We start from the raw sequence: 23,846 nt of genomic DNA, 5'->3' as shown, positions 1-23,846 counted from the left end.
GGATCTGCCGGCGGCCGTCAGATGTCGAAGCCTCCGTCGAAGCCGCCGCCGTCGCCACCGAAGAAACCTCCGCCGTCGCCACCGAACAAGCCGCCGCCGTCGCCACCGAAGAAACCTCCGAAGAGCCCTCCTTCGTCGCCCGCCACCTCGGCGCCGCCGGCGTCGGCACCGGCATCGAAGCCACCGGAATCAGCGGCGTCGGCACCCTCAGCACCAGCCGCCGCGTCCTCGGCGACCGGCGTCGTCGGATCGCCGAACATCGGGCCGAACAGGGCGTTCGCCACCGCGGAGCCGATCACGACGCCCGCCACCGTGCCGAGCAGGCTCGAACCGACCATCGAGCCGAACCCCGGAGCCCCCGCAGCACCGCCCTGACCGCGGAACGAGTTCTCCAGTGTTCCCGGGTTGCGCAGCTCCGCACGGGTCGCCATCCGTGCCAGCGCCTGCGGGTCGTCCGACGTGGCGCGCTCGGACGCCGGGAGGGACGCCCCGACCTCGGCGAGCACGCGTCGACGCTGTTCGGGAGTGAGCTGGGAGAAGGCCTCGACGTGTGCCTGCTCGACGGCGTCCGGCGGAGCCGTGCGCAGAAGATAGCGGTAGCGGTCGATCGCCACGTCGTCGGCGCCGCGGCCTCCTGCCGTACCGGGAGAGGCCGGCGGGGACGCTGCCGTGGTGTGTGCCGCCGTCGGCTGCTGGTAGCCCTGGTAGCCCTGGTAGCTCTGCGTCGGCGAGTGGTAGCCGCGGGGAGTGCCGCCGCCGGTCATGCCGGGGATGTCGGAACGCTCGTCGCGTGACCTGCCGAGAAGTCGGTCGAGAAAGCCCATGCCGGTGGAACGAGCGATGGGACGTCGTGGTTCCCCGCCTTCCGAGGACGAGAAACGGCCCGCACCTGCTGCCGTGAGGCAACGGGTGCGGGCCGTTCGCACGAGGAGAGGGCCGCCCTCAGGCGACCGTCACGCGTGAGATCAGACCGGGCGAACGTTCTCCGCCTGCGGGCCCTTGGGGCCCTGCGTGACGTCGAACTCGACCTTCTGCTCCTCTTCCAGCGAGCGGTAGCCCTGCGACTGGATGGCGGAGAAGTGAACGAACACGTCCGCGGTGCCGTCCTCGGGTGCGATGAAGCCGTAGCCCTTTTCGCTGTTGAACCACTTCACGGTTCCGGTGGCCATGGGTACTCCTTCAAGAGTCGGCGACCCCGACTGTCGGGGGCGCTCATCACGGTGTTCGTCGTCAACTCTTGAAAGACCAAGGTCCGCCGGTTAGCCGCGTCAATCCTGACGACGCGACCTCCCCGACGCAGGACGGGTGACCGTCCCGGTACGAGCAACACACTGCAACAGCCACAACCGTACGCGAGCGCGCGCCATCGCACCAGCACAACACCGAATGTCGTGCACGACTGTTCCCATTATCACCCCGGACGGTGTTGCCGACGTGCCTGGATCGCCGGGGGTTCCGGCCGTGCCCGACGGCGACGCCCGGGCCAGCAGTTCCGTCACCCGGGCGAGGGTCACCTCTCCGTCCGCACGGGCCGGGCCGCCAGGGAGCGCCGGCATCCACCGCGTGGTTCGCGGGGAGCCGCTCGATACCGCCGAGGTCAGCGTCGGCGACCGGGGCCACGCCCCCGGCCCTCGCATCTCCGGGAGCGCCTGGCACGCCCGGGTACCCCGCCGGTGCGGGTCTGATGCCCGTCCACCGGCCGCGTCCGAGGGCCTCGTCGTCGGCTCGCGGCGGTGGCGCGGCAGCCGCACGAGGCGCCAGGTACCCGGTGGCCGTTCCCTTGGAACGCCTGGTCAGCGAGGCGGGGGACGGATCTGGCGATGACCGGCATCGAGGTGCAGCCCGCCTACCGGAGGGCGATGGTCAGGCCGTCTGACGGCGATGCGGGGGATTGCCGTCGAGGTGCGCCTGAGGTCCGGGCGCGATGTGGGCCCGGCGGCGGCAGGGCCGAGCCGGTCGTCGCGGGGCCGGTGTGGCCCCGGTCCAGGTGGCGCTGTGCCGGCGTCTCCGGCGTGTGGCCGCGGCCCTGTCCGGCGGCGCACGGCACGGTATCGGTCACCCCCGTCGACCCGTTCTCACCCCGGTTCCGACGAGGAGCTGGAGACAGCGTTCTGGACCGACGGTCGGCCTCGCCCCCGTCTCGTCGCTGGCCTCACACCGGGCGCCACGGTCCCGCCCGCAGTGTGAGACACATAACATGTTCGTCACGATCCCGGTGATGTGGCGCATCTGACACATGCACGTCACACAATCGGGTTAGGTTCAGCGCCACTACATGCGGCATTGAGTAGCCGCGGGAAAGTCCGACCCCGAAGGGGAAGCACATGAATCGACGCATGACGGCTGCCAAGGGCATCGCCTTTGCGGCAGTCCTCAGCCTTGGCCTGGCGGCCTGCGCCTCCGACAGCGAGTCGGAGGGCGAGCCGGCCGCCGAGGAGACCACCGACGAGGCGATGGCCGACGCGGAGCCCCTGACCATCGGCACCATCCTGCCGGTCACCGGCACGCTGGCGTTCCTCGGCCCGCCCGAGATCGCCGGCGTCGGCCTCGCGATCGACGACATCAACGAGGCAGGCGGCGTCCTCGGCAACGACGTGACGGTCGAGTGGGGCGACTCGGGTGACACCACCGACCCGTCGGTGGCCAGCTCGACGGCTACGGACCTCATCGGCAGGGGTGTCTCCGCCGTCATCGGCGCTGCCTCGTCCGGCGTGACGCTGTCGGTCGTCGACACCTTCGCCGAGGCCGAGGTCATGCAGATCTCGCCGGCGAACACCGCGGCCGACCTCTCCGGTTACGGAGACTTCTTCGCCCGCACCGCCCCGCCGGACACGGTCCAGGGTGCGGCGCTCGGCTCGCTGATCCTCGACGGTGGTCACACCGACATCGCGATGCTCGTCCAGAACGAGGCATACGGCACCGGCCTGCGGGACCACACGCAGTCGGCCATCGAGGCCGGCGGCGGCTCGGTCGTCTACGGCGGCGGCGGCGCCGGCCAGGAGTTCCCGCCCGGTGAGACGAACTTCGGTGCTCAGGTGACGGCCGCACTTGCTGCCGAGCCGGACGCGATCGTCGTCATCGCCTTCGAGGAGACCGTGGCGATCGTCAACGAGCTCGTGGCCCAGGGCTGGGACTTCGACGGCACCACGTACTTCTGCGACGGCAACCTGTCCAACTACGGCGACCAGTTCGACGAGGGCACGCTGACCGGTGTGCTGGGCACCCTGCCCGGCGCGCAGGCCGAGGACGAGTTCCGTGAGCGCCTCAACGAGTGGTACTCCGAGAACGAGGGTGGCACGCTCGCCGACTACTCCTACTCCGCCGAGTCCTACGACTCCACGATGCTCGCCGCGCTCGCCGCGGTTCGCGGTGGTGCCACGGACGGCCGGACCATCGCCGACAACATCCGTGCGGTCTCCGGCTCGGAGGGCGGCACCGAGGTGAGCACGTTCGCCGACGCCGTTGCTGCGCTCGAGGCAGGCGAGGAGATCCGCTATGTGGGCTACTCGGGCACCGGTCCGCTGAACGAGGCCAACGACCCGTCGTCGGCCTTCATCGGGATCTACTCCTTCGACGAGTCGAACGAGTACTCGTTCGACCGGGAGATCGAGGGCTCGATCGAGTGATTCTCGCGACCTGAGCCGTGCGGCTCAGCACGTCCGACGACGGCCCGGTCACCTCCCTCCCGGAGGCGACCGGGCCGTCGTCGTTCCTCCGGTAGCGATGCGAACGCGAGGTAGCGCAAGACGGCGCGAGGTAGCGCTATGCGAGGTTTCTCGCGCCCCGAGCGGTGTAGTAGGTGAGCGTCATGCGGCGACCCAGGGTGAGCGGATCGGCGAGGTCGCGCCAACCCGCTCGGATGATCGCGACACCGGTGGCCGCGATCTCGTCGTGGCGGAGCTGTTGGTTGCGGCTGACGTCCTGCGGGTCCCCGTACTCCCCGCCGGAGTACTTGATCTCGCCGTCGAACTCCACGCCGAGACCGACATCGGGCCAGCCAAAGTCCACGAACCGCGTCGCCGACGCTGTCCGGACCTCCATCTGGCACTCCGGGCGCGGGAGTCCACCGTCGATCGCGACGAGCCTCGCCACCGTCTCGCCCGGTGAGGCCGAGCGCGGATCACAGACATCGAAGAGCCGACGCGCCTGCAGCATCCCGCGCTTGCCTCTCGAAGCACTCATGATCCGCGACACCTCATCGGGGTCGGCCCCGCGGCGGAACAGCGAGTCGGCGACCACGAGGGCGCCCGGTGCGGGCAGGGTGCGCAGGCAGTCGACGAGCGTGCGCTCGGGCGAGGTCACGGGGACACCATGGACGACGGTCCGTTCGCTCGGCCGCAGTCGGGTGTGGTGCCGGCGGACCTGGGGTTCCGCTCTCCGCGCGACGTGCGGGTGGAACTCGTGCGTCACGTGCACGAGTGCCGGAGTTGCGTAGGTCCACGCGCCGTGCAGGTGGGCGGCGGTGGCATGGCTGAGCACGAAGTCGCCGCGGGCATGGGCGACCAGGTCGGCTGCCACGCGGAGAATCTCCCCGGAGTGCTGGGATTCGTCCTGCCCGTCCGGCATGTTCGGGACGACTCCGCCGCGAATGTCTCGGAGGAGTCCGTTCCGTACGTGCGCCGCGACGACCGCCGGGTCGGCGAGCTCGATGCTCGCAGGCGCCGGGACGCGTGGAGGGTCCGTGACGTCTGCGCTCAGCATGGAACGCAGCGGCGAGCCGGGTGCGCGCATCGTCGCGAGGATCTCGGAGATGCGGCGGATCGAGGCCACGTGCAGTTCAGCCGTCATGACGTCGACTCTGGTGCCTCAGGGCCGGCGTCAAGGCTCAGCCATCAGCGCCTGTGGACAGGCGGCGGCAGTGGTCCCGGTCCCAGGCAGGTACCGCGTGGAGCCGACCTGCGCTACCTCGCGCCGTCGTGCGCTACCTCGCGCTTGGGATGACGACGGCGGGTGGCCAGGTCGTGCGGGCCACCCGCCGTCGTCCGAGGAGCTGTCGTCACGCGGTGCGCGTCAGCTCTCCTCGTTCTTGTCGGCCTCCTCCGCGAGCGCCTGCGCCTCGGCTTCCGCCTCGACGGCGGCCTCGAGCCGCTCCTGCTCGGCGGCCTTCACCTCGGCCGTGTGGGCGGCCTCGTCGACGTCCTCGGCGAGGGTGCCGAGGTACAGCGAGATGACCTTGGGGTCGGCCTGGAGCTCGCGCCCGGTGCCCGTGTACGCGTCCTTGCCCTGGTCGAGCACGTAGCCGCGGTCGCAGATCTGCAGGCAGCGGCGGGCGTTCTGCTCGACCATGATCACCGAGACCCCGGCCTTGTTGATCATCCGGGTGCGCAGGAACGTCTCGTCCTGACGCACGGGTGACAGCCCCGCGGAGGGCTCGTCGAGCAGCAGCACCGACGGGTTCATCATCAGCGCGCGGGCCATGGCGACCATCTGCCGCTCGCCGCCGGACATGGCGCCCGCACGCTGCGTGCGGCGATCGTGCAGCACGGGGAACAGGTCGCCGATGAACGACCAGCGCTCGTCGAAGATGCTCGGCTTGAGGTACGTCCCCATCCGCATGTTCTCCTCGACCGTCAGCGAGGGGAACACGTTGTTGTTCTGGGGGACGAACCCGACGCCGTTGGCGACGAGCTGGTTCGCCTTCATCCCGGTGATGTCCTTGCCCTCCAGGGTGACGGTGCCGGAGTGGATCTTCACCAGACCGAAGAGCGCCTTGAGCAGCGTCGACTTGCCGGCCCCGTTCGGGCCGATGATGCCGACGAGCTCACCCTTGGCGACCTCGAGCGAGCACTCGTCGAGGATGTTGACGCCGGGGATGTAGCCGGCGACGAGGTTGTCCGCGTGCAGGAGCAGGTCCTTCTGCGGGACTCCGGCGGCCGACATCTTCTCGCCGGGAACGGTGGCGGTGGCATTCATCGCTTCTCCTCCTCTGCCTCGAGCCGGGCCAGCACCGCGGGGTCGAGCAGCGAGTCGTCCCCGAGGTCGGTGTCGTGGTGGGCGCCGAGGTAGGCGTCCACGACCGCCTGGTCCTTCATGACGCTGCCGGGCGGTCCCTCGGCCACGATCCGACCCTCGGCCATGACGACGACCCAGTCGGAGATGTGCCGGACCGCGTGCATGTCGTGCTCCACGAACAGGACGGTCATGCCCTCGTCGCGCAGGGCCTGGATGTGGTGGAGGAGCGACTGCACCAGGGCGGGGTTCACGCCTGCCATCGGCTCGTCGAGCATGATGATCGTGGGGTCGGTCATCAGTGCGCGTGCCATCTCGAGCAGCTTGCGCTGACCGCCCGACAGCGAGCCCGCGTAATCCGCGGCCTTCGTGTCGAGCTTGAACCGGGCGAGGATCTCCATCGCCTTCTCGGTGGTCTCCGCCTCGTGCTTCTTCCACAGGAACGGCAGCCAGGAGAGCGCGAGCTTCTCGCCGGGGTTGGACGGCGAGGCCAGCAGCATGTTCTGCAGCACCGTGAGACGGGACAGCGCCTTGGTGAGCTGGAACGTGCGGACCATGCCGGCCTTCGCCACGGCGGCACCGCCCTTGCCGCTCAGGGAGTTGCCCTGGAAGCTCCACTCGCCCGTGTTGGGCCGGTCGAACCCGGTGAGCAGGTTGAACAGCGTGGTCTTGCCGGCACCGTTCGGGCCGATGAGCGCCGTGATGACGCCCTCCTGCACCTCGAGGTGGTCGACGTCGACGGCTGTCATGCCGCCGAACCGGCGCGTGACGTGGTCGGCCACCAGGATCGGGTTCGGCTTGGGCGCGCCGGGGCGCGAGGCCACGGACGCGAGGCTACTGGCCGCCGTCGTGGTCACCGTCTTGTCATCGGACATTGAACGCCAGCTCCTTCTTGTTCCCGAAGATGCCCTGTGGTCGGAAGATGACCAGGAGCATCAGGGTCACACCGACGAGCATGCCGCCGATCTGCTCGACGTTGGTGGTCGTGATGAAGTCGCCGACGCCGGTGTTCTCGGCCAGCGCCCGCATGCCGGTGCGCATGAACATGTAGGCCGCGAAGAAGATCATCGATCCCAGCACGGGACCGAACACGGTGGCGGCGCCACCGAGCAGCAGGATCGTCCAGACGAAGAACGTCATCGTGCGGCCCATCGAGTCGGGGACGATCGCCGCCGGCAGCGCGAAGATCACGCCTCCGAGTGCTCCGATGGCACCACCGAGGACGAGTGCCTGCAGCTTGTAGGCGTAGACGTTCTTGCCGAGCGCGCGCACGGCGTCCTCGTCCTCGCGGATGCCCTTGAGGACGCGGCCCCACGGGCTGCGGGTGATGAGCCAGACGAACAGCACCACGAGGGCGACCAGGCCCCACGCGACGATGCGGGTCCACCACGAGTCCGAGCCGGTGTTGATGTACTCGAATGGTCCGAGCGCGAACCTGCCGTCGGGCAGGAACGAGAGCTCTTGGAACGGCTCCTTGTAGAAGCGGCCCTGGAGACCGGACGCGCCGCCGGTCCACTGCTGCCAGAGCGTGGAGCGGCCGAACCAGCGGACGATCTCCGCGGCCGAGATGGTGACGATGGCGAGATAGTCGCCGCGTAGCTGGAGCGTCGGCATGCCGAGGATGATGGCGAACAGCACACCTGCCGCGATGGCGACCAGCAGCGCCAGCCAGAACGAACCACCCGTCGTCAGGGTGATCCCGAACCCGTAGGCGCCGAGCAGCATGAAGCCCGCCTGACCCATGTTGAGCAGGCCGGTGTAGCCGAAGTGCAGGTTGAGGCCGATAGCGGCCATGGCGTAGGCAGCCGTCGTGGGGGCGAGGATCTCGCCCGCCGACTGCGTCAGGATGCGGAGGAACTCTTCCATGATGGGTCTCCCTTAGCCGATCCGCTCGCGGCGGCCGAGAATCCCCTGCGGCCTGAACAGCAGCACGAGAATGAGGATCACCAGCGCCGAGGCGTACCGCAGGTCGCTGGGGATGAAGAGGTTGGACAGCTCGACCACCTGCCCGATCAGCAGCGACCCGACGAACGCACCGAGCGCTGTGCCGAGCCCGCCGAGCGTGACCGCGGCGAACATGAGCAGCAGGAGCTGGACGCCGAGCTGCCAGTTGAACGACCCGAAGGACACGCCCCACATCAGACCTGCCAGGGCGGCGAAGCCGGTGGCCATGACCCAGACGATGCGGATGATCTTGTCGGGGTCGATGCCGGTGGCCGAGGCCAGGGCCGGGTTGTCGGACACGGCACGCGTGGCGCGGCCGATGCGCGTCCGGGTGAGGAACCATGCGATCCCGAGGACGCACACCAGCGCCACGACCATCGAGAGCCAGGACGCGGTGCTGAGCGTGATGCCCGCGAGCTTCAGCGGCTGCGGGTTCCGGGACAGGATGCGTTCCGATCCACCGCCGATCATCAGCTGGATGACGTACTGCAGCGTGATCGAGAGTCCGATGGAGACGATCATCAGCTGCATCACCGGCACGTTGCGTTTGCGCAGCGGACGCCAGATGGCGGAGTCCTGGGCCAGCCCTGTGAAGGCGCAGATCGCCAGGGTGAGGAGTCCTCCGACCCAGATCGACATCCCCATCTGGTTGATGGTGATGAAGCCGACCGCGGCGCCGAGGGCGAACTGCTCGCCGTGCGCGAAGTTCGACAACCCGGTCGTGCCGAACACGAGGTTCAGGCCGATCGAGGCGAGAGCCAGGAGGAGGCCGAACCGCAGGCCGGAGCCCATCTGCTGCCACACCTGGGCGAAGGTGAGGGCACGCTTGGAGGCGTCGCCCTCGGGCGCGGCTCCCACGCCTTCACCGTCCTCCACGGTGGTGCCGTCGGCGGGCGTGTCACCGGTCGTCCCGCTCCCGGCGGTCGGGGTGGACGGCGCCTCGACGCCTGGACCGACCCGGAAAGCGGCACGGGCGGTGCCACCCGACTGGGCGGTGACGGTGAGCTCGGTCTCCGCTCCCTGGGGGAGCAGCTGGTCGGCCGGCAGGGTCGCCGGGTCGATGGTGACCGTGTATCGGCCGACCGTCGGTGCGGCGACGGTCGCGGGCCCGTCGGCCGGGGTGGTCAGCTCGGCGCTGAAGTCTCCTCCGGCCACGGTCACCACGACGTCGCTGATGCGGTCGTTGTCCGCGTTCAGGACCAGGACGGCGATGCAGGCAGTCTCTTTGTCGGGTTCGCAGGGGGTCTCGTCGATGCTCGCCGTCGCTGGTGGTGCGACGAATATCGCCGGTAGGAGCACGAGCGCGAGCGCCGCCAGCAGGCGGCTCCATCGGCTCGTGATGGTGGGTCGGTCCGCTGTCATCGGACGGGTCCTCCGTCGGGTCATGGTCAGCCGCCCCGGGTCTGTCCGGGACGGCGGTGCACCGGCGTCGATCATGTAGGCATGCTGAAGGCCCCATTGACCGGCGAGCGGTACGAACGTGCGGGAAGTGTAGCGGCGCGGTGTGACGTGGACGACACTCCCATGTCACGCACGCATCACGAGGAACGGGAGAGACCGGGTCTACGTGCGGCTTTGTCGTCGTCGGCGGTGCAAACCGTTGCAGAGACGTGACCATTGCGCCGGCCTCCCCGGAAGCCGCAGGGCCAGCCCCACTGTTCTGTCGACCCGTACGCTGGTCGGGTGCCCGACGACGTCACTCTTGCCCAGACCGAGCCCGCAGCCGCCCACGACCTCGCCCGCACGACCGCGCCGGTGGCGGAGCGCCGTCCGAGCGAGCGCACCCACCATGGCCACACGTTCGTCGACGACTACGAGTGGTTGCGCGCCAAGGAGGACCCGGAGGTGATCGCGCACCTCGAGTCCGAGAACGCCTGGACCCGGGAGCAGCTCGCTCACCTGGCGCCGTTGCGCGAGCGGGTCTTCGCCGAGATCAAGGACCGCACGCTCGAGTCCGACCTCTCGGTACCGGTCCGTCAGGGCGGCCACTGGTACTACGTGCGCACCGTCGAGGGCTTGCAGTACCCGTTGAACGCCCGCGTGCCGGTCGCCGCCCCGGACGACTGGACGCCGCCGTCGCTCGCCCCGGGTGAGATCCCGGCCGGTGAGCAGCTCCTGATGGACCAGAACGCCGAGGCCGCCGGGCACGACTTCTTCTCGCTCGGCTCCTTCGCGGTCTCCGGCGACGGGAGCCGGTTGGCCTATGCCGTGGACACCACCGGCGACGAGCGCTACACGGTGCGCGTACGTGACCTGACCACCGGCGACGACCTGCCGGACGTCATCGAGCAGACGTTCCCCGGGGCGGTCATCACCCCGGACGGTCGCTTCGTCTTCTACCCCACCGTGGACGACGCGTGGCGGCCGTACCGGATCTGGCGGCACGAGGTCGGCCGGCCGGCGAGCGACGACGTCCTGGTGCTCGAGGAGCCCGACGAGCGCTTCTGGGTGGGGGTCGGGCTGTCGCGCGACGACCGGTTCCTGCAGATCGAGCTGGGGTCCAAGACGACGAGCGAGTCCTGGGTCCTGGAGGCGGACGACGCCGCGGGCGAGTTCCGGGTGGTGTGGGAGCGTCGCGAGGGGGTCGAGTACACGGTCGAGCCCGCGGTCCTGCCCGGACGTGGTCCGGCGCTGCTGATCCTGCACAACGACCGGGCGCAGAACTTCGAGCTGGTCACGGCCGAGGTGCCCGCTCCCGGGGCCGGGCCCGCCGACCCGGCCGCGGCCGCCGTCGTCGTGCCGCACGACCCGGACGTGCGGCTGGAGTCCGTGGACGCGTTCGCCACGCACGTGGCGCTCGGTGTGCGCCGGGACGCGACGCCACGTGTCGCGGTCGTCGCGCTCGACGGGCTGGTCCCGGACGCCCCGTGGGTCGCCCAGGAGCTCGAGTTCGACGAGCCGCTGCACTCGGCGCTGTTGGCGGCCAACCCGGAGTTCGCCACGCCGGCGCTGCGCGTCCACGGCACCTCGTTCGTCACGCCCGCCACGGTGTACGACGTGGACCTGGCCACGGGCGGGCGCTTCGTGCGCAAGCGGCAGGAGGTCCTCGGCGGCTACGACCCGGCGGACTACGCCCAGAGCCGCGAGTGGGCGACGGCCGAGGACGGCACGCGGGTGCCGATCTCGCTCGTCTGGAAGCGCGACGCGGTGACGCTCGACGCCGCGGGCACCGGGGCGGACCCTGCCCCGCTGCTGCTCTACGGCTACGGCGCCTACGAGATCAGCATGGACCCGTACTTCAGCGTGCCCCGGCTGTCGCTGCTGGACCGGGGGGTCGTGTTCGCCGTCGCGCACGTGCGGGGCGGCGGCGAGATGGGCCGCGCCTGGTACGAGGGCGGCCGGCTGGAGCACAAGCGCAACACGTTCACGGACTTCGTGGCGTGCGCGAGGCACCTGGTCGGCACCGGGTGGACCTCCCCGGAGCGCATGGTGGCCGACGGCGGCAGCGCGGGTGGGCTCCTCATGGGTGCGGTCACGAACCTCGCGCCCGAGATGTTCGCGGGGGTGCTGTCGGGGGTGCCGTTCGTCGACGCGCTCACCTCGATCCTCGACCCGTCCCTGCCGCTGACGGTCGTGGAGTGGGAGGAGTGGGGGAACCCGCTCGCCGACCCGGAGGTGTACGAGTACATGCGCTCGTACAGCCCGTACGAGAACGTGCCCGACGACGCCACGCACTACCCGCGGATCCTGGCGGTCACGTCGTTGCACGACACGCGGGTGCTGTACGTCGAGCCGGCGAAGTGGGTGGCGCGGCTGCGGGCCGCCGGGGCTCCCGCCCTGCTCAAGATCGAGATGTCGGCCGGCCATGGCGGGGTCTCGGGCCGGTACGCCCGCTGGGAGGAGATCGCGTTCGAGCACGCGTGGACCCTGGAGACGCTGGGCCGCGCCGAAGGTTAACGGAAGGTGAACAACGGGCGAACAGTTCACCGCGCTCTCGGGCGATGGACACCAGGGGTTCACCGACGGCCCCACCATGGGACCCGTGACCGAGATGCTCCTGCTCGTGCTTGTCGTCGTGACCGCTCTGGCCTTCGACTTCACGAACGGATTCCATGACACCGGCAACGCGATGGCGACGTCCATCGCGACCCGGGCCCTGCGGCCCAAGGCCGCCGTGCTGCTGTCCGCCGTGCTCAACATGGCGGGCGCCTTCCTCTCCCTGGCCGTCGCCGCGACGATCGCCAAGGGTCTGGTGGACGCCGGTGCCATCAGCCTCGAGGTGGTGTTCGCCGGACTCGTGGGCGGCATCGTCTGGAACCTGATCACCTGGCTGTACGGCCTGCCGTCCAGCTCTTCGCACGCCCTCGTCGGCGGAGTGATCGGCTCCGTCCTGGCGGCCGCCGGCACTGCCGGCGTCATCTGGTCCGGCGTGCTGTCCAAGGTGCTCCTGCCCGCCCTGCTGGCGCCCGTCATCGCGATCGGTGTCGCCGCGCTGGGCACCTGGCTCGTGGCCCGCCTGACCCGCGGTGTCTCGCAGGACGTGACCACCCGCGGGTTCCGCTGGGGGCAGGTCGGGTCCGCCTCGCTGGTCTCGCTGGCGCACGGCACCAACGACGCCCAGAAGTCGATGGGCATCATCCTCCTGGCCCTCATCACGGCGGGCGCCGTCCCCGCGGACTCCGGCGTACCGTTCTGGGTGATCTTCTCCTGCGCGTTCTTCATGGCGCTGGGCACCTACCTCGGCGGCTGGCGCATCATCCGCACCCTGGGCAAGGGGCTCGTCGAGATCGACAGCCGCCAGGGCATGGCTGCCGAGACGTCGTCCGCCGCGGTGATCCTGCTCTCGAGCCACTTCGGCTTCTCCCTGTCCACGACGCACGTCGCCACCGGCTCGATCCTGGGATCCGGTGTTGGCATGCCCGGCGCGAAGGTGCGCTGGGGGGTTGCCGGCCGCATGCTCGCGGCCTGGGGCCTGACCCTCCCGGCAGCCGGCATCGTCGGCGCGGTGTGCTTCTGGATCCAGCACGTCATCGGCGGCTTCCTGGGCACGTTCCTGGTCTTCGCGCTGCTGGTCGGGACGTCGTTCGCGATCTGGCTCGCGTCGCGCCGCCAGCCCGTGGACCACAGCAACGTCAACGAGGAGTGGGACGAGGAGAAGGGCTCCCGCCTGCGGGCGTCGGTGGCCACCACCGGCGAGGCCGGTGAACCCCAGGTCGGTCCGGTCGTCGAGGAGCGCCTCGCCCCCTCGATGTCCCCGGCGATCTCCGCGTCCGGGACGGGCGTCCCGGACGGGACGGCCAGCGAGAAGGGAGAGCAGCGATGAACGGGCTCATCGAGTGGAACGCACTCGGGCAGGTGGTGGTGGCGGGCGTCATCGTCGGGGCGGGCATCCCCGCCCTGTTCGCCCTGGGGCTGCGGCTCGTGGCCGGGACGTCTCAGGTCCCCGCGCCCGGTGCGCAGGCGCCCGGGGACACCAGGGGCCCGGTGGTCATCTCCCGGCCGTCGCCGGCGCGACTCGTCGGTGCGCTGCTCTGCTTCGGCACCGTCGTCGGTGCGGTCGCCGCGGGCCTCGTCTTCCTCGCCGCGGGCGGGCACAGCTAGGGCCAGCCGCACGGCGCGCCCCCGCGGCGCGCCGGGTCGTGGGGATCGCAGGCCGTCGACGGCGGTCGTCGTCTATGATCCTGCGCGTCAGGTCGCACGCCTCGCCGATGACGTACACGCCAAGAGCCAGGCCGACGACGTAGCCCGAGCTGCGCGTGGAACAGGTACGTCCGGCTGGTTCAGCGACCTGCCGCCAGACCGCGCGCCCAGGGGGACGTCCGTCATGGGCCGACATCGGAATCGACCCTCTGGAAGGATCTCCATGCGCTCAATCCTCAGGCTCGCCGCCACCTCGGTGGCCGCGGCCTCGCTCCTGCTCGGCACCCTGGTGGCTCCCGCCGCGGCGAGCACCGGCTCGCCGATCGACGTCACGTCGGTCACGGTCAAGCCCAGCTACGGCGGCGTCGCCATCTACGAGAAGACGAAGTACTACCGGATCACCACCAAGGCGAAGGTCGGCACGCTCGACGGCTGGGCCGACATCTACGGGGACGTGTACCGCGGCAGCAAGAAGGTCGCCTCCGCGGTGGACCTCGGGTACGCCTACTCGGGTGGCCAGAACCTGTCCACCTACCTCCCGGCGAAGTCGTCGTGGGGTCGTGGCAAGTTCCAGATCAAGAACGTCCGCGTCGTGTACAACTCGAAGACCTACAAGGACACGAACGTCTCGGGCGGGTCGTTCACGATGAAGTCCGCGATCGACGGCAAGCTGAAGTACGGCAACGTCATCCAGGTCCAGGCCGACGGCAAGAAGAAGACCGTCAAGGTCGGCGTCAAGCGGTACACGACCACGGGCTGGAAGTCCTACGCGGGCAAGAAGGTCAAGATCCAGTACAAGACGAGCAGCGGCTGGAAGACCAAGAAGATCGTCAAGCTCAACAGCAAGGGCAAGGCGACGTACAAGTTCTCCTCCGCCAAGCGCTACAAGTACCGCGTCGTCGTGCCGAAGACCAGCACGACGGTCGGCGGCCGGAGCGCGGCGACCCCGCGCGTCTGAGACCAGACACCGCCGCTCGGCACCACCAGCCTCCCGGGGCCGGAGCGCACCGCCGCTCCCGCCCCGGGAGGCCTTCGTGCTCCTGGCCGAGCTGCGTGGAAGCTGCTCGGCAGCCGCGCGGAGACTAGTCCCCGAGCGCGGCCTTCGCGGCCAGCACCCGTCCGACGGCGGCGTCGACCGTCGCGGCGAACCCCGGGTCCTCCTCGGCCCGTGCGACCAGCGCCTGCGTCATCGCCGGGACCACCGTCGGGTCGGCGGAGGCGAGCACCAGGTCCACTCCGGCGTCCACCGCCTCGACGGCGCGCTCGGCGGGCGGGAGGTCCACCACGGCCTCGGCGGCCGAGACGTCGTCGGTCATGACGACCCCGTCGAACGCCAGGTCGTCGCGCAGCAGGTCGACCACCGCGGGGGAGAACGTCGCCGGGTTGTCCGGGTCGATCCGCGTGTAGACGGCGTTGGAGAGCATCACGAACCGTGCACCGGCGTCGATCCCCTCGGCGAACACCTCGACCGACTCGGAACCCGCAGCCACGGTGTCGTCCGTGACCCCCGCGGTGGTGTCGGTGTTCTCGGAGACGTACCCCAGCCCCGGGAAGTGCTTGATGACCGGCTCCACACCGGAGGCCTGCATGCCCGCCGAGAACGCCGTCGCGGCGTCGACGACGGTCCGCGCGCTGTTGCCGTAGTTGCGCGAGAAGTAGCCGATCGGCGCGTTCGCCGACTGGTTGTCCGCGGGCACCAGGTCCATCACGGGCGCCAGGTTGAGGTTGATCCCGGCGTCGGCGAGCTCTGCGCCCCAGGCGGTGGCCTCGTCCCGCAGCCGGGACGGTTCCCACTCGGCCTGCTCGGTGGCCCGCGGGAGCTCCGAGAACCCCGGACCGCGCAGCACCTGCACGAACCCGCCCTCCTGGTCGGTCGCGACGAGCATCGGGGGCGCCTCGGGCGGCGCCAGGCTGGTCGCCGACTCAACCAGTGCTCGCGTCGCCTCGACACCCGCCTCGCTGCGCCCGTGCAGGAAGACGTTGCCCACGTGGTGCGCCTCGATGGCCGTGCGGGTCGCCTCGCCCACGGTCGCGGCGTCGGCCGGGGTCCCCACGACGAGGAGCTGGCCCACCTTCTGCTCGAGGCTCCAACCGGCCGTGGGGTCCTGCGGGTCCGGGGTGCCGCCGTCGGGCACGGGGGTGGGAGGCGCGTCCGGGGTGCCCGACGGCGAAGGGCCGGCCGCGCTGTCCGTGGCGGTCCGGTCCGGGGCGGGCGCGGGACTCGGCTGCGACCCCGGGCTGCTGCACGCTGCGAGGGTCACGCAGGCGAGGGCGACCAGCACGGCCGTCCGGTGGTGCGTCACGGGCCCGAGGTGGGCGCCGAGTCCCGGTGCGCGAGCGTGGCCAGGGCCTCGCGCCAGTGCTGCTCGGACCTGGTGGCGTGCTCAGCCGTGGCGATGTTGCCCTGGACCACCGTGACCCGGGTGCCGCCGTCGTCGGCCTCGAGCGTGATGCGGACCTCGTGGTAGCTCTCCGGGACGTCGGGGTCCTCGCCGAGCGGGGAGTAGTGCGTGAAGTGCAGCAGGTGCGGGCGGTCGACGGCGATGACCTGGCCCTTGTCCGCGAACTGGCGGCCGAAGAAGTGGCCCTCGAACGTGATCGGGCTCCCGGGCTGGAAGTCCGTCTCGATGTTGGCGCCCAGCACCCAGCGCGCGCCCGGGTGCATGAGCTCGGCCCAGACCCGCTCCGGCGGCTCGGCGACGTGGGTCGAGGCGGTGGCGGTGAACCCGGTGGTGTGCTCGCTGGTCATGGTGGCTCCTGGACTGATGAGCGGGCGGGCCGCCCCGTCGCGGCCTGTCCTGACGACCGTAGCGCGCGACGCGGCGCGTGGCCGAATCAGGTGCGGTGCCACTGGTCGTCATTCCGTGTTCTTGGCGGCAGTCCGGACTGCCGCCAAGAACACGGAATGACGACCAGATCCGCTTCCACAGGCTGGGGCTGTCCACAGGGGCTGACCGGTTGACGCCGGCTGCAACCCGCCTGCGCCAGCCTGGTGCGATGACGACCGACGACACCCTGCTCATCGCCCGCGAGCACGACCGGCGGCAGCTGCGTCGGGCCGTGGCGAACGGTGAGCTCGAGCGCGTGCGATGGGGCGCCTACCGCCCGGCCCTCGAGGAGACGACCGGTCCGGCGGCGACGCGACGGCTCGCCGTCGACCGGCTGGGTGCCGTCCACCGGCAGCTCCGCGCCCGGCACGTGTTCAGCCACGAGAGCGCGGCCCTCCTGTGGGACGCACCGCTGTGGCGGTCCCCGCGGCGGGTGAACGTGCTGGTGCCGTCGCGCCCCAGCAGCCGCGGCGCGGCCGACATCGTGCGGCGGAGCGGTCTCCCGGACGAGCACGTCGAGCTGCACGGGATGCCGGCGACGACGTTGACCCGGACGGTGGTCGACTGTGCGCTGACCCTCCACCCCCTGGACGCGCTGGTGATCGCCGACTGGGCCCTGCGCAACGGCCTGCGTCGGCAGGCAGCGCTCGAGATGCTGGCCCGGCCGCGGCGGCGCAACGGGACGGCGCGGGCACGATGGGTCCTCGAGAACGCCGACGCCGGCGCGGAGTCGCCGTGGGAGACCTGGATCCGCTACCTGTCGTTGCGGGCGGGCCTGCCGCGCCCCCGGACACAGTTCCCCGTCGAGGTGGACGGCCGGCGCTACCGGGTGGACCTGGGCTGGTCGGAGCACCGGGTGCTGGTGGAGTTCGACGGCCGGGTCAAGTACGTGGACGGGTCGTTCGGCGACGGCTACGACGCGGACCGGGCGCGGTTCGAGGACAAGGTGCGCGAGGACGCCATCACCGCGCGGCTCGGCGTGAGGCCGATGCGGTTCACCGCGAAGGACGGTCCGGACCCGGCCGCGGCGACCGCCAGCCTGCTCCGGGCGTTCTCGCCGTCCGTACGCCGGTCGCTCCGGGTCAACCCGTTGCTCCCGCTCCCGGACGCCCCGTTCTGATCGTCATTCCGTGTTCTGCGCGGCAGTCCGGACTGCCGCGCAGAACACGGAATGACGATCAGATCTGGATCGCCTCGGCGACGGCGGTTACGAACGCATCGATCGCCTCGGCGGGGGTGTCCCACGAGCACATCCAGCGGACCTCGACCCGTTGCGGGGTCTCGCCCGGCGCCCAGTCGTAGAACCGCGCCTGCTCGCGCACGCGGTCGGCTGCCGCCCTCGGCAGGGTCGCGAACACGGCGTTCGCCTCGACAGGCCGGGTGATGCGCACGCCGCCGACGGCGTCACCCGCCTCGGTCGTCGACGTCCCGGTGGGCCCGGGATCGAGCACGCCCGCCGCCTCCAGACCGTCCCTCAGCTGGGCGGCCATCGCGTTGGCGTGCCCGGCGTTGCGCCACCACAGCGGTTCGACGACGGCACCCGGGGCGGCCGCCCCGGCGCCCACGGGTGCACCGGGCTCCCCGAGCAGTGCGAGGAGCTGGGCGGAGACGAACCGCGCCTTGGACGCGAGCTGCATCGTCGACTTGCGCAGGTACGGGACCGCAGCGGCCGCACGCTCGCGCAAGGCGCCGCCGTCGTACCCGGAACCGGGCACCGTGGGCGCGTCGTCCGGGCCGAGCACCACGACCGCCTCGCCGATCATGCCGCCGATCTTGGCCGCGCCGAGCGAGACGACGTCGACGCCGACGTCGGTGGTCAGCGCTCGCAGGGAGCAGTCGAGCGCGGCGGCGGCGTTGGCGAGCCGGGAGCCGTCGACGTGCACGGCCATCCCCAGCCCGTGCGCGGTGTCCACCAGGGCCCGCAGCGCCTCGACCGGGTAGACGGTCCCGAGCTCGGTGGACTGCGTCAACGACAGCACACCGGGGTGGGCGCGGTGCACGTCGTGACGCTGCCCGGCCCAGCGTTCCACGTGGAACGGTTCGATCCGTCCGTCGACCGAGGGGCAGGGGAGCATCTTGAGCCCGCCGACCCGCTCGGGCGCACCGTTCTCGTCGGTGTTCACGTGCGCGACGTCGGAGGTCACCACGCCGCCCCAGCGCTCGGACAACGCCATGAGGGAGACGACGTTGGCACCCGTGCCGTTGATGAGGGGGAACGCGAGCGCGCCGGGGCCGAACACCTCGGCGACGCGGGCGTCGAGGCGGGCGGTCCACGGGTCGTCCCCGTAGGAGACGGCGAACCCGTCGTTGGCGGCGGCCATCGCGGCGAGCACCTCGGGGTGGGTGCCGGCGTAGTTGTCGGAGGCGAACGGGGGGAGGCTCATCACCTGCTCAGGGTAGGTGCGGGCGGGCCTCGGCCGTCCGGCCGTCCGGCGACGTGTCGAGACCCACACCGTGGCCGGAACGGCAAGCACAGCCCGAGCGTCATAACCTCGAGGACGGGTGTCGACACGCCCGCCGCGCCGGACCCTGCCCGGGGGCCCGGTGATTCGTCGTCGTTCCGGCACCTCGAGTGGCCGGATGTCTGGAGCTCGAGTGACTGGAAACGCCACCACCAGGTTCGCCAACGTCGCGCTGCTGTCCGCGACGAGCCGGCTGCCGTCGCGGGTCACGACCTCGGCCCACGTCCAGGAGCGTCTGGCACCCGCCCTGACCCGGCTGAAGCTCCCCGCGAGCCTGCTCGAGCGGGTCGCAGGGGTGGTCTCGCGGCGGAACTGGGGGCCGGGCGAGGACGCGAACGCCGCGACCGTGGCGGCCGGCACCGAGGCGCTGCACCGGGCGGGCGTGGAGCCGGACGACGTCGGCGTGCTCATCAACACGTCGGTGACGCGCAAGCACCTGGAGCCGTCGGTGGCCGTCGGGCTGCACCACGGGCTGGGGCTGCCGAGCTCGGCGGTGAACTTCGACGTGGCCAACGCGTGCCTCGGGTTCATCAACGGCATGAGCATCGCGGCCGGGATGATCGAGTCCGGGCAGGTGCGGTACGCGGTGGTGGTCGCGGGCGAGGACGCCGACGACATCCAGGACGTCACCGTCGAACGGTTGCTGCGCGACGACGTCGGGCGCGAGGACTTCATGGCCGAGTTCGCGTCGCTGACCCTCGGCTCGGGCTCCGCCGCCGCGGTCCTGGGCCGGGCTGACGAGCACCCGAAGGGGCACCGTGTGCTGGGGGGCGTCACCCGGGCCGCGACCCAGCACCACCTGCTGTGCGTGGGCAGCACCGAGGGTATGTTCACCGACGCCCAGGGGCTGCTCGAGGGCGGCCTCGAGCTGGTGGTCGACGCGTGGAAGGACGCGACGGCGGACTGGAGCTGGGGCGCGATGGACCGCTACATCACCCATCAGGTCTCTCGCGTGCACACGAACGCGATCGTGGAGGCCGTGGGGCTCGACACCTCCGCGGTGCCGACCACGTTCGGCCACCTGGGGAACGTGGGACCGGCGTCGGTCCCGATCACGCTCGTCCAGGAGCAGGAGTCCCTGCGCTCAGGGGACCGGGTGCTGCTCATGGGCGTCGGCTCGGGCATCAACACGGCGATGATGGAGCTTGCGTGGTGACGTCGGGCGCCGGCAGCGTCCCGCCGGGCCTGCCCGGTCTCGATCCCCGTTTCAGCCACGTGCTGCGCGTGCCCGACGGCGGGGCGCCGGTGCCGGCTGGCGTCGCGCGGCCGGTGGGCGCCGCCGAGTGGCACTACCTGGACAACGGGCCGGAGCTGGCCGCACGCGGTATCGAGCCGGTCGGCACGGTGCTGGCCGTGCACGGCAACCCGACGTGGTCGTACCTGTGGCGCGACCTGGTGTCGCTGGCCACCGAGCGAGCGGTCGACGAGGCCGCGGCGACGGGTGAGCGGCCCGGCGGTGTGCCGGACGCGTGGCGTGTGGTCGCCGTCGACCAGCTGGAGATGGGGTTGTCCGCGCGCAGCGGGCGGCAGCGGTCGTTGCCGGAGCGGGTGGCGACCTTGATCACGTTCACCGACGAGCTCGGCCTCGACGGACCGGTGGTCACGCTCGGGCACGACTGGGGCGGCGTGGTGTCCCTGGGCTGGGCCGTGGACCACCCGGACCTGCTCGCCGGGGTCGTGCTGCTCAACACGGCGGTGCACCAGCCCGAGGGAGTGCCGATCCCGGCGGCACTGCGGCTCGCGCTGGCTCCGCCCGTGCACCGCCTGGGCACCAGCACCACGCGGGCGTTCCTGGAGACCACCCTGGGGCTGGCCCACCCGCGCCTGCCGCGCGAGGTGGCGGACGCCTACCGGTTGCCCTATCGCACCGCCGCCGACCGCACCGGGATCGAGGGCTTCGTCGCGGACATCCCCGCGACCGCGGGCCATCGGAGCCGCGCCGAGCTGGACCGGATCGCCACCGGCGTCGCGGCGCTGGACGTCCCGGCGCTGCTGCTGTGGGGTCCGCGCGACCCGATCTTCTCGGACCGGTACCTCGACGACCTCGTGAGCCGGCTGCCGCAGGCCCGGGTGCACCGGTTCGAGGGGGCCGGCCACCTGGTCGCCGAGGACGTCGACTACGCGGCGCCGGTGCTGGACTGGTTGGGGTCGGTGCGGTCGGACGACGACTCGCGCGCGGACGCGTTCACGGGCCCGGGGGGGCCCTCCACTTCGGGTGTGACGTCCGCGCGCGAGTCGTCCGACCGCACCGCAGTGGCGCCCGACCGAGCCGCCTCGGGCGGTCCTCCGTTCCGGCCGATCTGGGCGGCGCTGGATGCCCGTGCCGACGACGACGCGACCCGCGAGGCGCCCGCCGTGCTCGACATGACCGGTGCCGGCCCGGCGACGGTGAGCTGGCAGGCGCTGGACCGGCAGGTGCGGCGGATCGCCGCCGGCCTGCACTCGATCGGCGTACGCCGGGGCGACCGGGTGTCGCTCCTGGTCCAGCCCGGGCCGACCCTCACCGCACTGGTCTACGCGTGCCTGCGGATCGGCGCGGTCGTGGTGGTGGCCGACGCCGGCCTCGGTGTCCGCGGGCTGACCCGCGCCCAGCGAGGCGCCTGGCCGCAGTACCTCATCGGGCAGACGAGGGCGCTCGCGGCCGCGCGGGCGATGGGCTGGCCCGGCGTGCGGATCGCGGCGGAGCCGCTCGGTGCTGTCCGGCGCCGGGCGCTCGGCGTGGACCACGAGCTGTTCGACGTCGCCCGTGCGGGCGAGGGCCACGAGCTGCCGCCCGAGCCAGGGCCCGAGGACGAGGCGGCCGTGCTGTTCACCTCCGGCTCGACCGGTCCGGCCAAGGGCGTCGTCTACACGCACGCCCGGCTCTCGGCGCTGCGTGATGCGCTGGCCGGGCACTTCGGGGTCGGTCCCGAGACAGGCCTGGTCACGGGGTTCGCGCCCTTCGCGCTGCTCGGGCCGGCGCTGGGGACGCGGTCGGTCACACCGGACATGGACGTGTCCGCGCCCCGCACACTGACCGCGCGAGCGGTGGCCGACGCCGTACGGGCCTCGGACGCACGCATGGTGTTCCTCTCGCCGGCGGCGATCCTCAACGTCGTCGACACGGCCGGGTCGCTGGAGGCCGCCGACCGGGCGGCGCTGGAGCGGGTCGAGACGTTCCTGTCCACCGGGGCGCCGATCAGCGCCGACCTGCTCGGCTCGGCGCAGTCGCTCATGCCGAACGCCCGCGCGCACACCCCGTACGGGATGACGGAGTGCCTCCTGGTCACCGACATCACGCTGGACGGCATCCGGGACGCTGCCTCCGCGCCCGACGACGGCGTGTGCGTCGGCCGGCCCATCGCCGACGATGCCGCCGGTGGGGTGGCCATCAGCGCACTCGACGACGACGGCGCAGCGGCCGGGGCGCCGTCGTCGGCCCCGGAGGTGCACGGCGTGCTGGGTGAGGTGCTGGTGCGCGCGCCGCACCTCAAGGAGCGTTACGACCGCCTGTGGCTCACCGACGTCGCGGCCGAGCGGGACACGCCACCGGGGCACTGGCACCGCACGGGGGACGTCGGGCACCTCGACGCAGCCGGCCGGTTGTGGATCGAGGGGCGGCTCGCGCACGTGCTGACCACGCCCGACGGGCCGCTGGCGCCGGTGGGCCCGGAGCAGTCGATCGAGCGGGTGGCCGAGGTGCGGCGTGCCGCGGTGGTCGGCGTCGGGCCGGCCGGGGTGCAGCAGGCGGTCGCGGTGGTGGAGCTGGTGGCCAGTTCGGATCGGCCGGCTCGGCGGGCGGGCCTCGCGCCGCAGGAGCTCGACGCGGCCGTCCGGGCGTCGTCGTCGGTGGCGCTCGCGGCAGTGCTCGTGGTGCCGCAGATGCCCACGGACGTGCGACACAACTCCAAGATCGACCGGGTGCGGCTCGCCCGGTGGGCCGACGGCGTGCTGGCCGGTGGCCGGGTGGGCGCGCCATGACCGTGCTGGTGACGGGCGCGTCCGGGCTGCTCGGCGGTGCGGTGGCGCGGATCCTCGTGGGGCGAGGTGAGCAGGTGCGCACCCTGCAGCGCAGCCCGTCCGGCGTGCTCGGGGCCGAGGACGTCGCCGGTTCGGTGACCGACGCCGCGACCGTCGCGCGGGCCGCGGACGGCGTCGACGCCGTCGTGCACCTCGCGGCGAAGGTGTCGCTCGCGGGTGACCCGGCGGAGTTCGCGCACGTCAACGTCGACGGCACGCGGCTGCTGCTGGACGCCGCCGAGCGGGCGGGCGTGCAGCGGTTTGTGCAGGTGTCCTCGCCGTCGGTGGCGCACGCCGGGTCGTCGCTGGTGGGGGTCAGTGCCGAACCGGCCGACCCGGCCAGGGCGCGCGGCGAGTACGCGCGGACCAAGGCGGCCTCGGAGCTGCTGGCGCTGTCCCGGGACCGGGGCGCCGCCGGCGCGGCACGAGCGTCTCTGTCCGTCAGGAATCCCGGCCTGAATCCTGACGAACAGAGACGCTCGCAACCAGGGGACGACGGCGGCACCCCGGACGCCGCCGCCGACTTCAGCGTCGTCGCGGTCCGGCCGCACATCGTGTGGGGGCCGGGGGACACCCAGCTCGTCGAGCGGGTCATCGATCGAGCATCGTCCGGGCGTCTTCCGTTGCTGGGTCACGGGGCGACACTCATCGACACCACGTACCTGGACAATGCGGCCGCGGGGATCGTGGCCGCGCTCGACCGGTTGCTCGATCGCCCCGAGATCGTGCGGGGGCGGGCGTACGTGCTCACCAACGGCGAACCGCGCCCGGTGGCCGACCTGCTCGCCGGCATCTGCCGGGCAGGTGGCGTCGAGCCGCCGCGGTGGCGCGTGCCGGTAGGGCTGGCGCGGACGGCCGGTGGGCTGATCGAGGCGCTGTGGCGGGTGCGGCCCGGCACGGACGAGCCGCCGATGACGCGGTTCCTCGCCGAGCAGCTCTCCACCGCGCACTGGTTCGATCAGCGGGCCGTCCGCGCGGAGCTCGGCTGGAGGCCGGCGGTGAGCATCGACGAGGGGATGCGGCGGCTGGCTGCCCACTACGGCGGGACGGTGGGCTGAGATCGCCCGTGGTGCTCACCGGACCG

Annotated in this window: 19 protein-coding genes; 9 read left to right on the top strand and 10 right to left on the bottom strand. The window is 71.8% G+C overall.

Annotation, left to right across the window (positions count from 1 at the left end; all coding sequences use genetic code 11):
• Positions 1-17: 17 nt before the first annotated feature.
• Positions 18-824 (bottom strand): hypothetical protein, encoded by an 807-nt coding sequence (locus PZC42_RS13760; protein ID WP_277212067.1) that lies wholly within the window; start codon positions 822-824, stop codon positions 18-20.
• Positions 825-965: 141 nt separating this feature from the next.
• Positions 966-1,169: a transcription antiterminator/RNA stability regulator CspE gene (cspE, locus tag PZC42_RS13755; protein ID WP_106265512.1), complete on the bottom strand. Its 204-nt coding sequence runs from the start codon at positions 1,167-1,169 to the stop codon at positions 966-968.
• Positions 1,170-2,324: 1,155 nt separating this feature from the next.
• On the opposite strand from cspE, the gene PZC42_RS13750 reads away from it, so the two are divergent.
• Positions 2,325-3,626 carry an ABC transporter substrate-binding protein gene (locus PZC42_RS13750; RefSeq protein ID WP_277212063.1) on the top strand — a complete coding sequence of 434 codons (1,302 nt, stop codon included), beginning with the start codon at positions 2,325-2,327 and terminating at the stop codon, positions 3,624-3,626.
• Positions 3,627-3,762: 136 nt separating this feature from the next.
• On the opposite strand, the gene PZC42_RS13745 is transcribed toward PZC42_RS13750, so the two are convergent.
• The 5 genes from PZC42_RS13745 to PZC42_RS13725 form a co-directional block, all read right to left on the bottom strand.
• Complete coding sequence (locus PZC42_RS13745; protein ID WP_277212062.1) at positions 3,763-4,788, bottom strand: type IV toxin-antitoxin system AbiEi family antitoxin; 1,026 nt, start codon at positions 4,786-4,788, stop codon at positions 3,763-3,765.
• A 222-nt stretch (positions 4,789-5,010) separates the two neighbouring features.
• The gene (locus tag PZC42_RS13740; RefSeq protein WP_438802959.1) at positions 5,011-5,880 is read right to left on the bottom strand and encodes an ABC transporter ATP-binding protein; all 870 of its coding nucleotides are present in this window, start codon (positions 5,878-5,880) and stop codon (positions 5,011-5,013) included.
• A 29-nt stretch (positions 5,881-5,909) separates the two neighbouring features.
• The gene (locus PZC42_RS13735) at positions 5,910-6,824 is read right to left on the bottom strand and encodes an ABC transporter ATP-binding protein (RefSeq protein WP_277212058.1); all 915 of its coding nucleotides are present in this window, start codon (positions 6,822-6,824) and stop codon (positions 5,910-5,912) included.
• Positions 6,814-7,815 (bottom strand): branched-chain amino acid ABC transporter permease, encoded by a 1,002-nt coding sequence (locus PZC42_RS13730; RefSeq protein ID WP_277212056.1) that lies wholly within the window; start codon positions 7,813-7,815, stop codon positions 6,814-6,816. Before PZC42_RS13730 ends, PZC42_RS13735 begins: the two co-directional genes overlap by 11 nt.
• Positions 7,816-7,827: 12 nt before the next feature.
• Positions 7,828-9,255: a branched-chain amino acid ABC transporter permease gene (locus PZC42_RS13725; RefSeq protein ID WP_277212054.1), complete on the bottom strand. Its 1,428-nt coding sequence runs from the start codon at positions 9,253-9,255 to the stop codon at positions 7,828-7,830.
• Positions 9,256-9,576: 321 nt separating this feature from the next.
• Here PZC42_RS13725 and PZC42_RS13720 point away from each other — a divergent pair, with 321 nt between their 5' ends.
• The 4 genes from PZC42_RS13720 to PZC42_RS13705 all read left to right on the top strand — a co-directional run bounded on the left by PZC42_RS13720 (position 9,577) and on the right by PZC42_RS13705 (position 14,431).
• Complete coding sequence (locus PZC42_RS13720) at positions 9,577-11,790, top strand: S9 family peptidase (protein ID WP_438802956.1); 2,214 nt, start codon at positions 9,577-9,579, stop codon at positions 11,788-11,790.
• 94 nt (positions 11,791-11,884) lie between these two features.
• Entirely contained in the window at positions 11,885-13,156 is a 1,272-nt protein-coding gene (locus PZC42_RS13715; RefSeq protein WP_277212282.1) for an inorganic phosphate transporter, read from the top strand.
• Complete coding sequence (locus PZC42_RS13710) at positions 13,153-13,434, top strand: hypothetical protein (RefSeq protein ID WP_277212052.1); 282 nt, start codon at positions 13,153-13,155, stop codon at positions 13,432-13,434. The genes PZC42_RS13715 and PZC42_RS13710 overlap by 4 nt, the downstream gene beginning before the upstream one ends.
• A gap of 262 nt (positions 13,435-13,696) precedes the next feature.
• Positions 13,697-14,431 carry a hypothetical protein gene (locus tag PZC42_RS13705; protein WP_277212050.1) on the top strand — a complete coding sequence of 245 codons (735 nt, stop codon included), beginning with the start codon at positions 13,697-13,699 and terminating at the stop codon, positions 14,429-14,431.
• A 124-nt stretch (positions 14,432-14,555) separates the two neighbouring features.
• On the opposite strand, the gene PZC42_RS13700 is transcribed toward PZC42_RS13705, so the two are convergent.
• Positions 14,556-15,776, bottom strand: a complete 1,221-nt coding sequence (locus PZC42_RS13700; protein ID WP_277212048.1) for a glycoside hydrolase family 3 N-terminal domain-containing protein — start codon at positions 15,774-15,776, stop codon at positions 14,556-14,558.
• Positions 15,773-16,222 carry an SRPBCC family protein gene (locus tag PZC42_RS13695; RefSeq protein WP_277212046.1) on the bottom strand — a complete coding sequence of 150 codons (450 nt, stop codon included), beginning with the start codon at positions 16,220-16,222 and terminating at the stop codon, positions 15,773-15,775. The genes PZC42_RS13700 and PZC42_RS13695 overlap by 4 nt, the downstream gene beginning before the upstream one ends.
• A gap of 248 nt (positions 16,223-16,470) precedes the next feature.
• On the opposite strand from PZC42_RS13695, the gene PZC42_RS13690 reads away from it, so the two are divergent.
• Positions 16,471-17,421: a hypothetical protein gene (locus PZC42_RS13690; protein WP_277212044.1), complete on the top strand. Its 951-nt coding sequence runs from the start codon at positions 16,471-16,473 to the stop codon at positions 17,419-17,421.
• Between the two features lie 58 nt (positions 17,422-17,479).
• Here PZC42_RS13690 and PZC42_RS13685 read toward each other — a convergent pair whose 3' ends face one another.
• Entirely contained in the window at positions 17,480-18,685 is a 1,206-nt protein-coding gene (locus tag PZC42_RS13685; protein WP_277212281.1) for a threonine aldolase family protein, read from the bottom strand.
• A 211-nt stretch (positions 18,686-18,896) separates the two neighbouring features.
• Between PZC42_RS13685 and PZC42_RS13680 the strand changes: the two genes are divergently transcribed.
• The 3 genes from PZC42_RS13680 to PZC42_RS13670 are packed head-to-tail and all read left to right on the top strand — an operon-like array spanning position 18,897 to position 23,820.
• Positions 18,897-19,919, top strand: coding sequence for a 3-oxoacyl-ACP synthase III (locus PZC42_RS13680; protein WP_277212041.1), 1,023 nt, complete (start codon positions 18,897-18,899; stop codon positions 19,917-19,919).
• The gene (locus tag PZC42_RS13675; RefSeq protein WP_277212039.1) at positions 19,913-22,723 is read left to right on the top strand and encodes an alpha/beta fold hydrolase; all 2,811 of its coding nucleotides are present in this window, start codon (positions 19,913-19,915) and stop codon (positions 22,721-22,723) included. Before PZC42_RS13680 ends, PZC42_RS13675 begins: the two co-directional genes overlap by 7 nt.
• Complete coding sequence (locus PZC42_RS13670; RefSeq protein ID WP_277212036.1) at positions 22,720-23,820, top strand: NAD-dependent epimerase/dehydratase family protein; 1,101 nt, start codon at positions 22,720-22,722, stop codon at positions 23,818-23,820. The genes PZC42_RS13675 and PZC42_RS13670 overlap by 4 nt, the downstream gene beginning before the upstream one ends.
• Positions 23,821-23,846: the final 26 nt, after the last annotated feature.

Source organism: Isoptericola croceus (assembly GCF_029382255.1).
GTDB classification, from domain to species: Bacteria; Actinomycetota; Actinomycetes; order Actinomycetales; family Cellulomonadaceae; genus Isoptericola; species Isoptericola croceus.
This window is presented reverse-complemented; position numbering and strand designations above follow the sequence as displayed.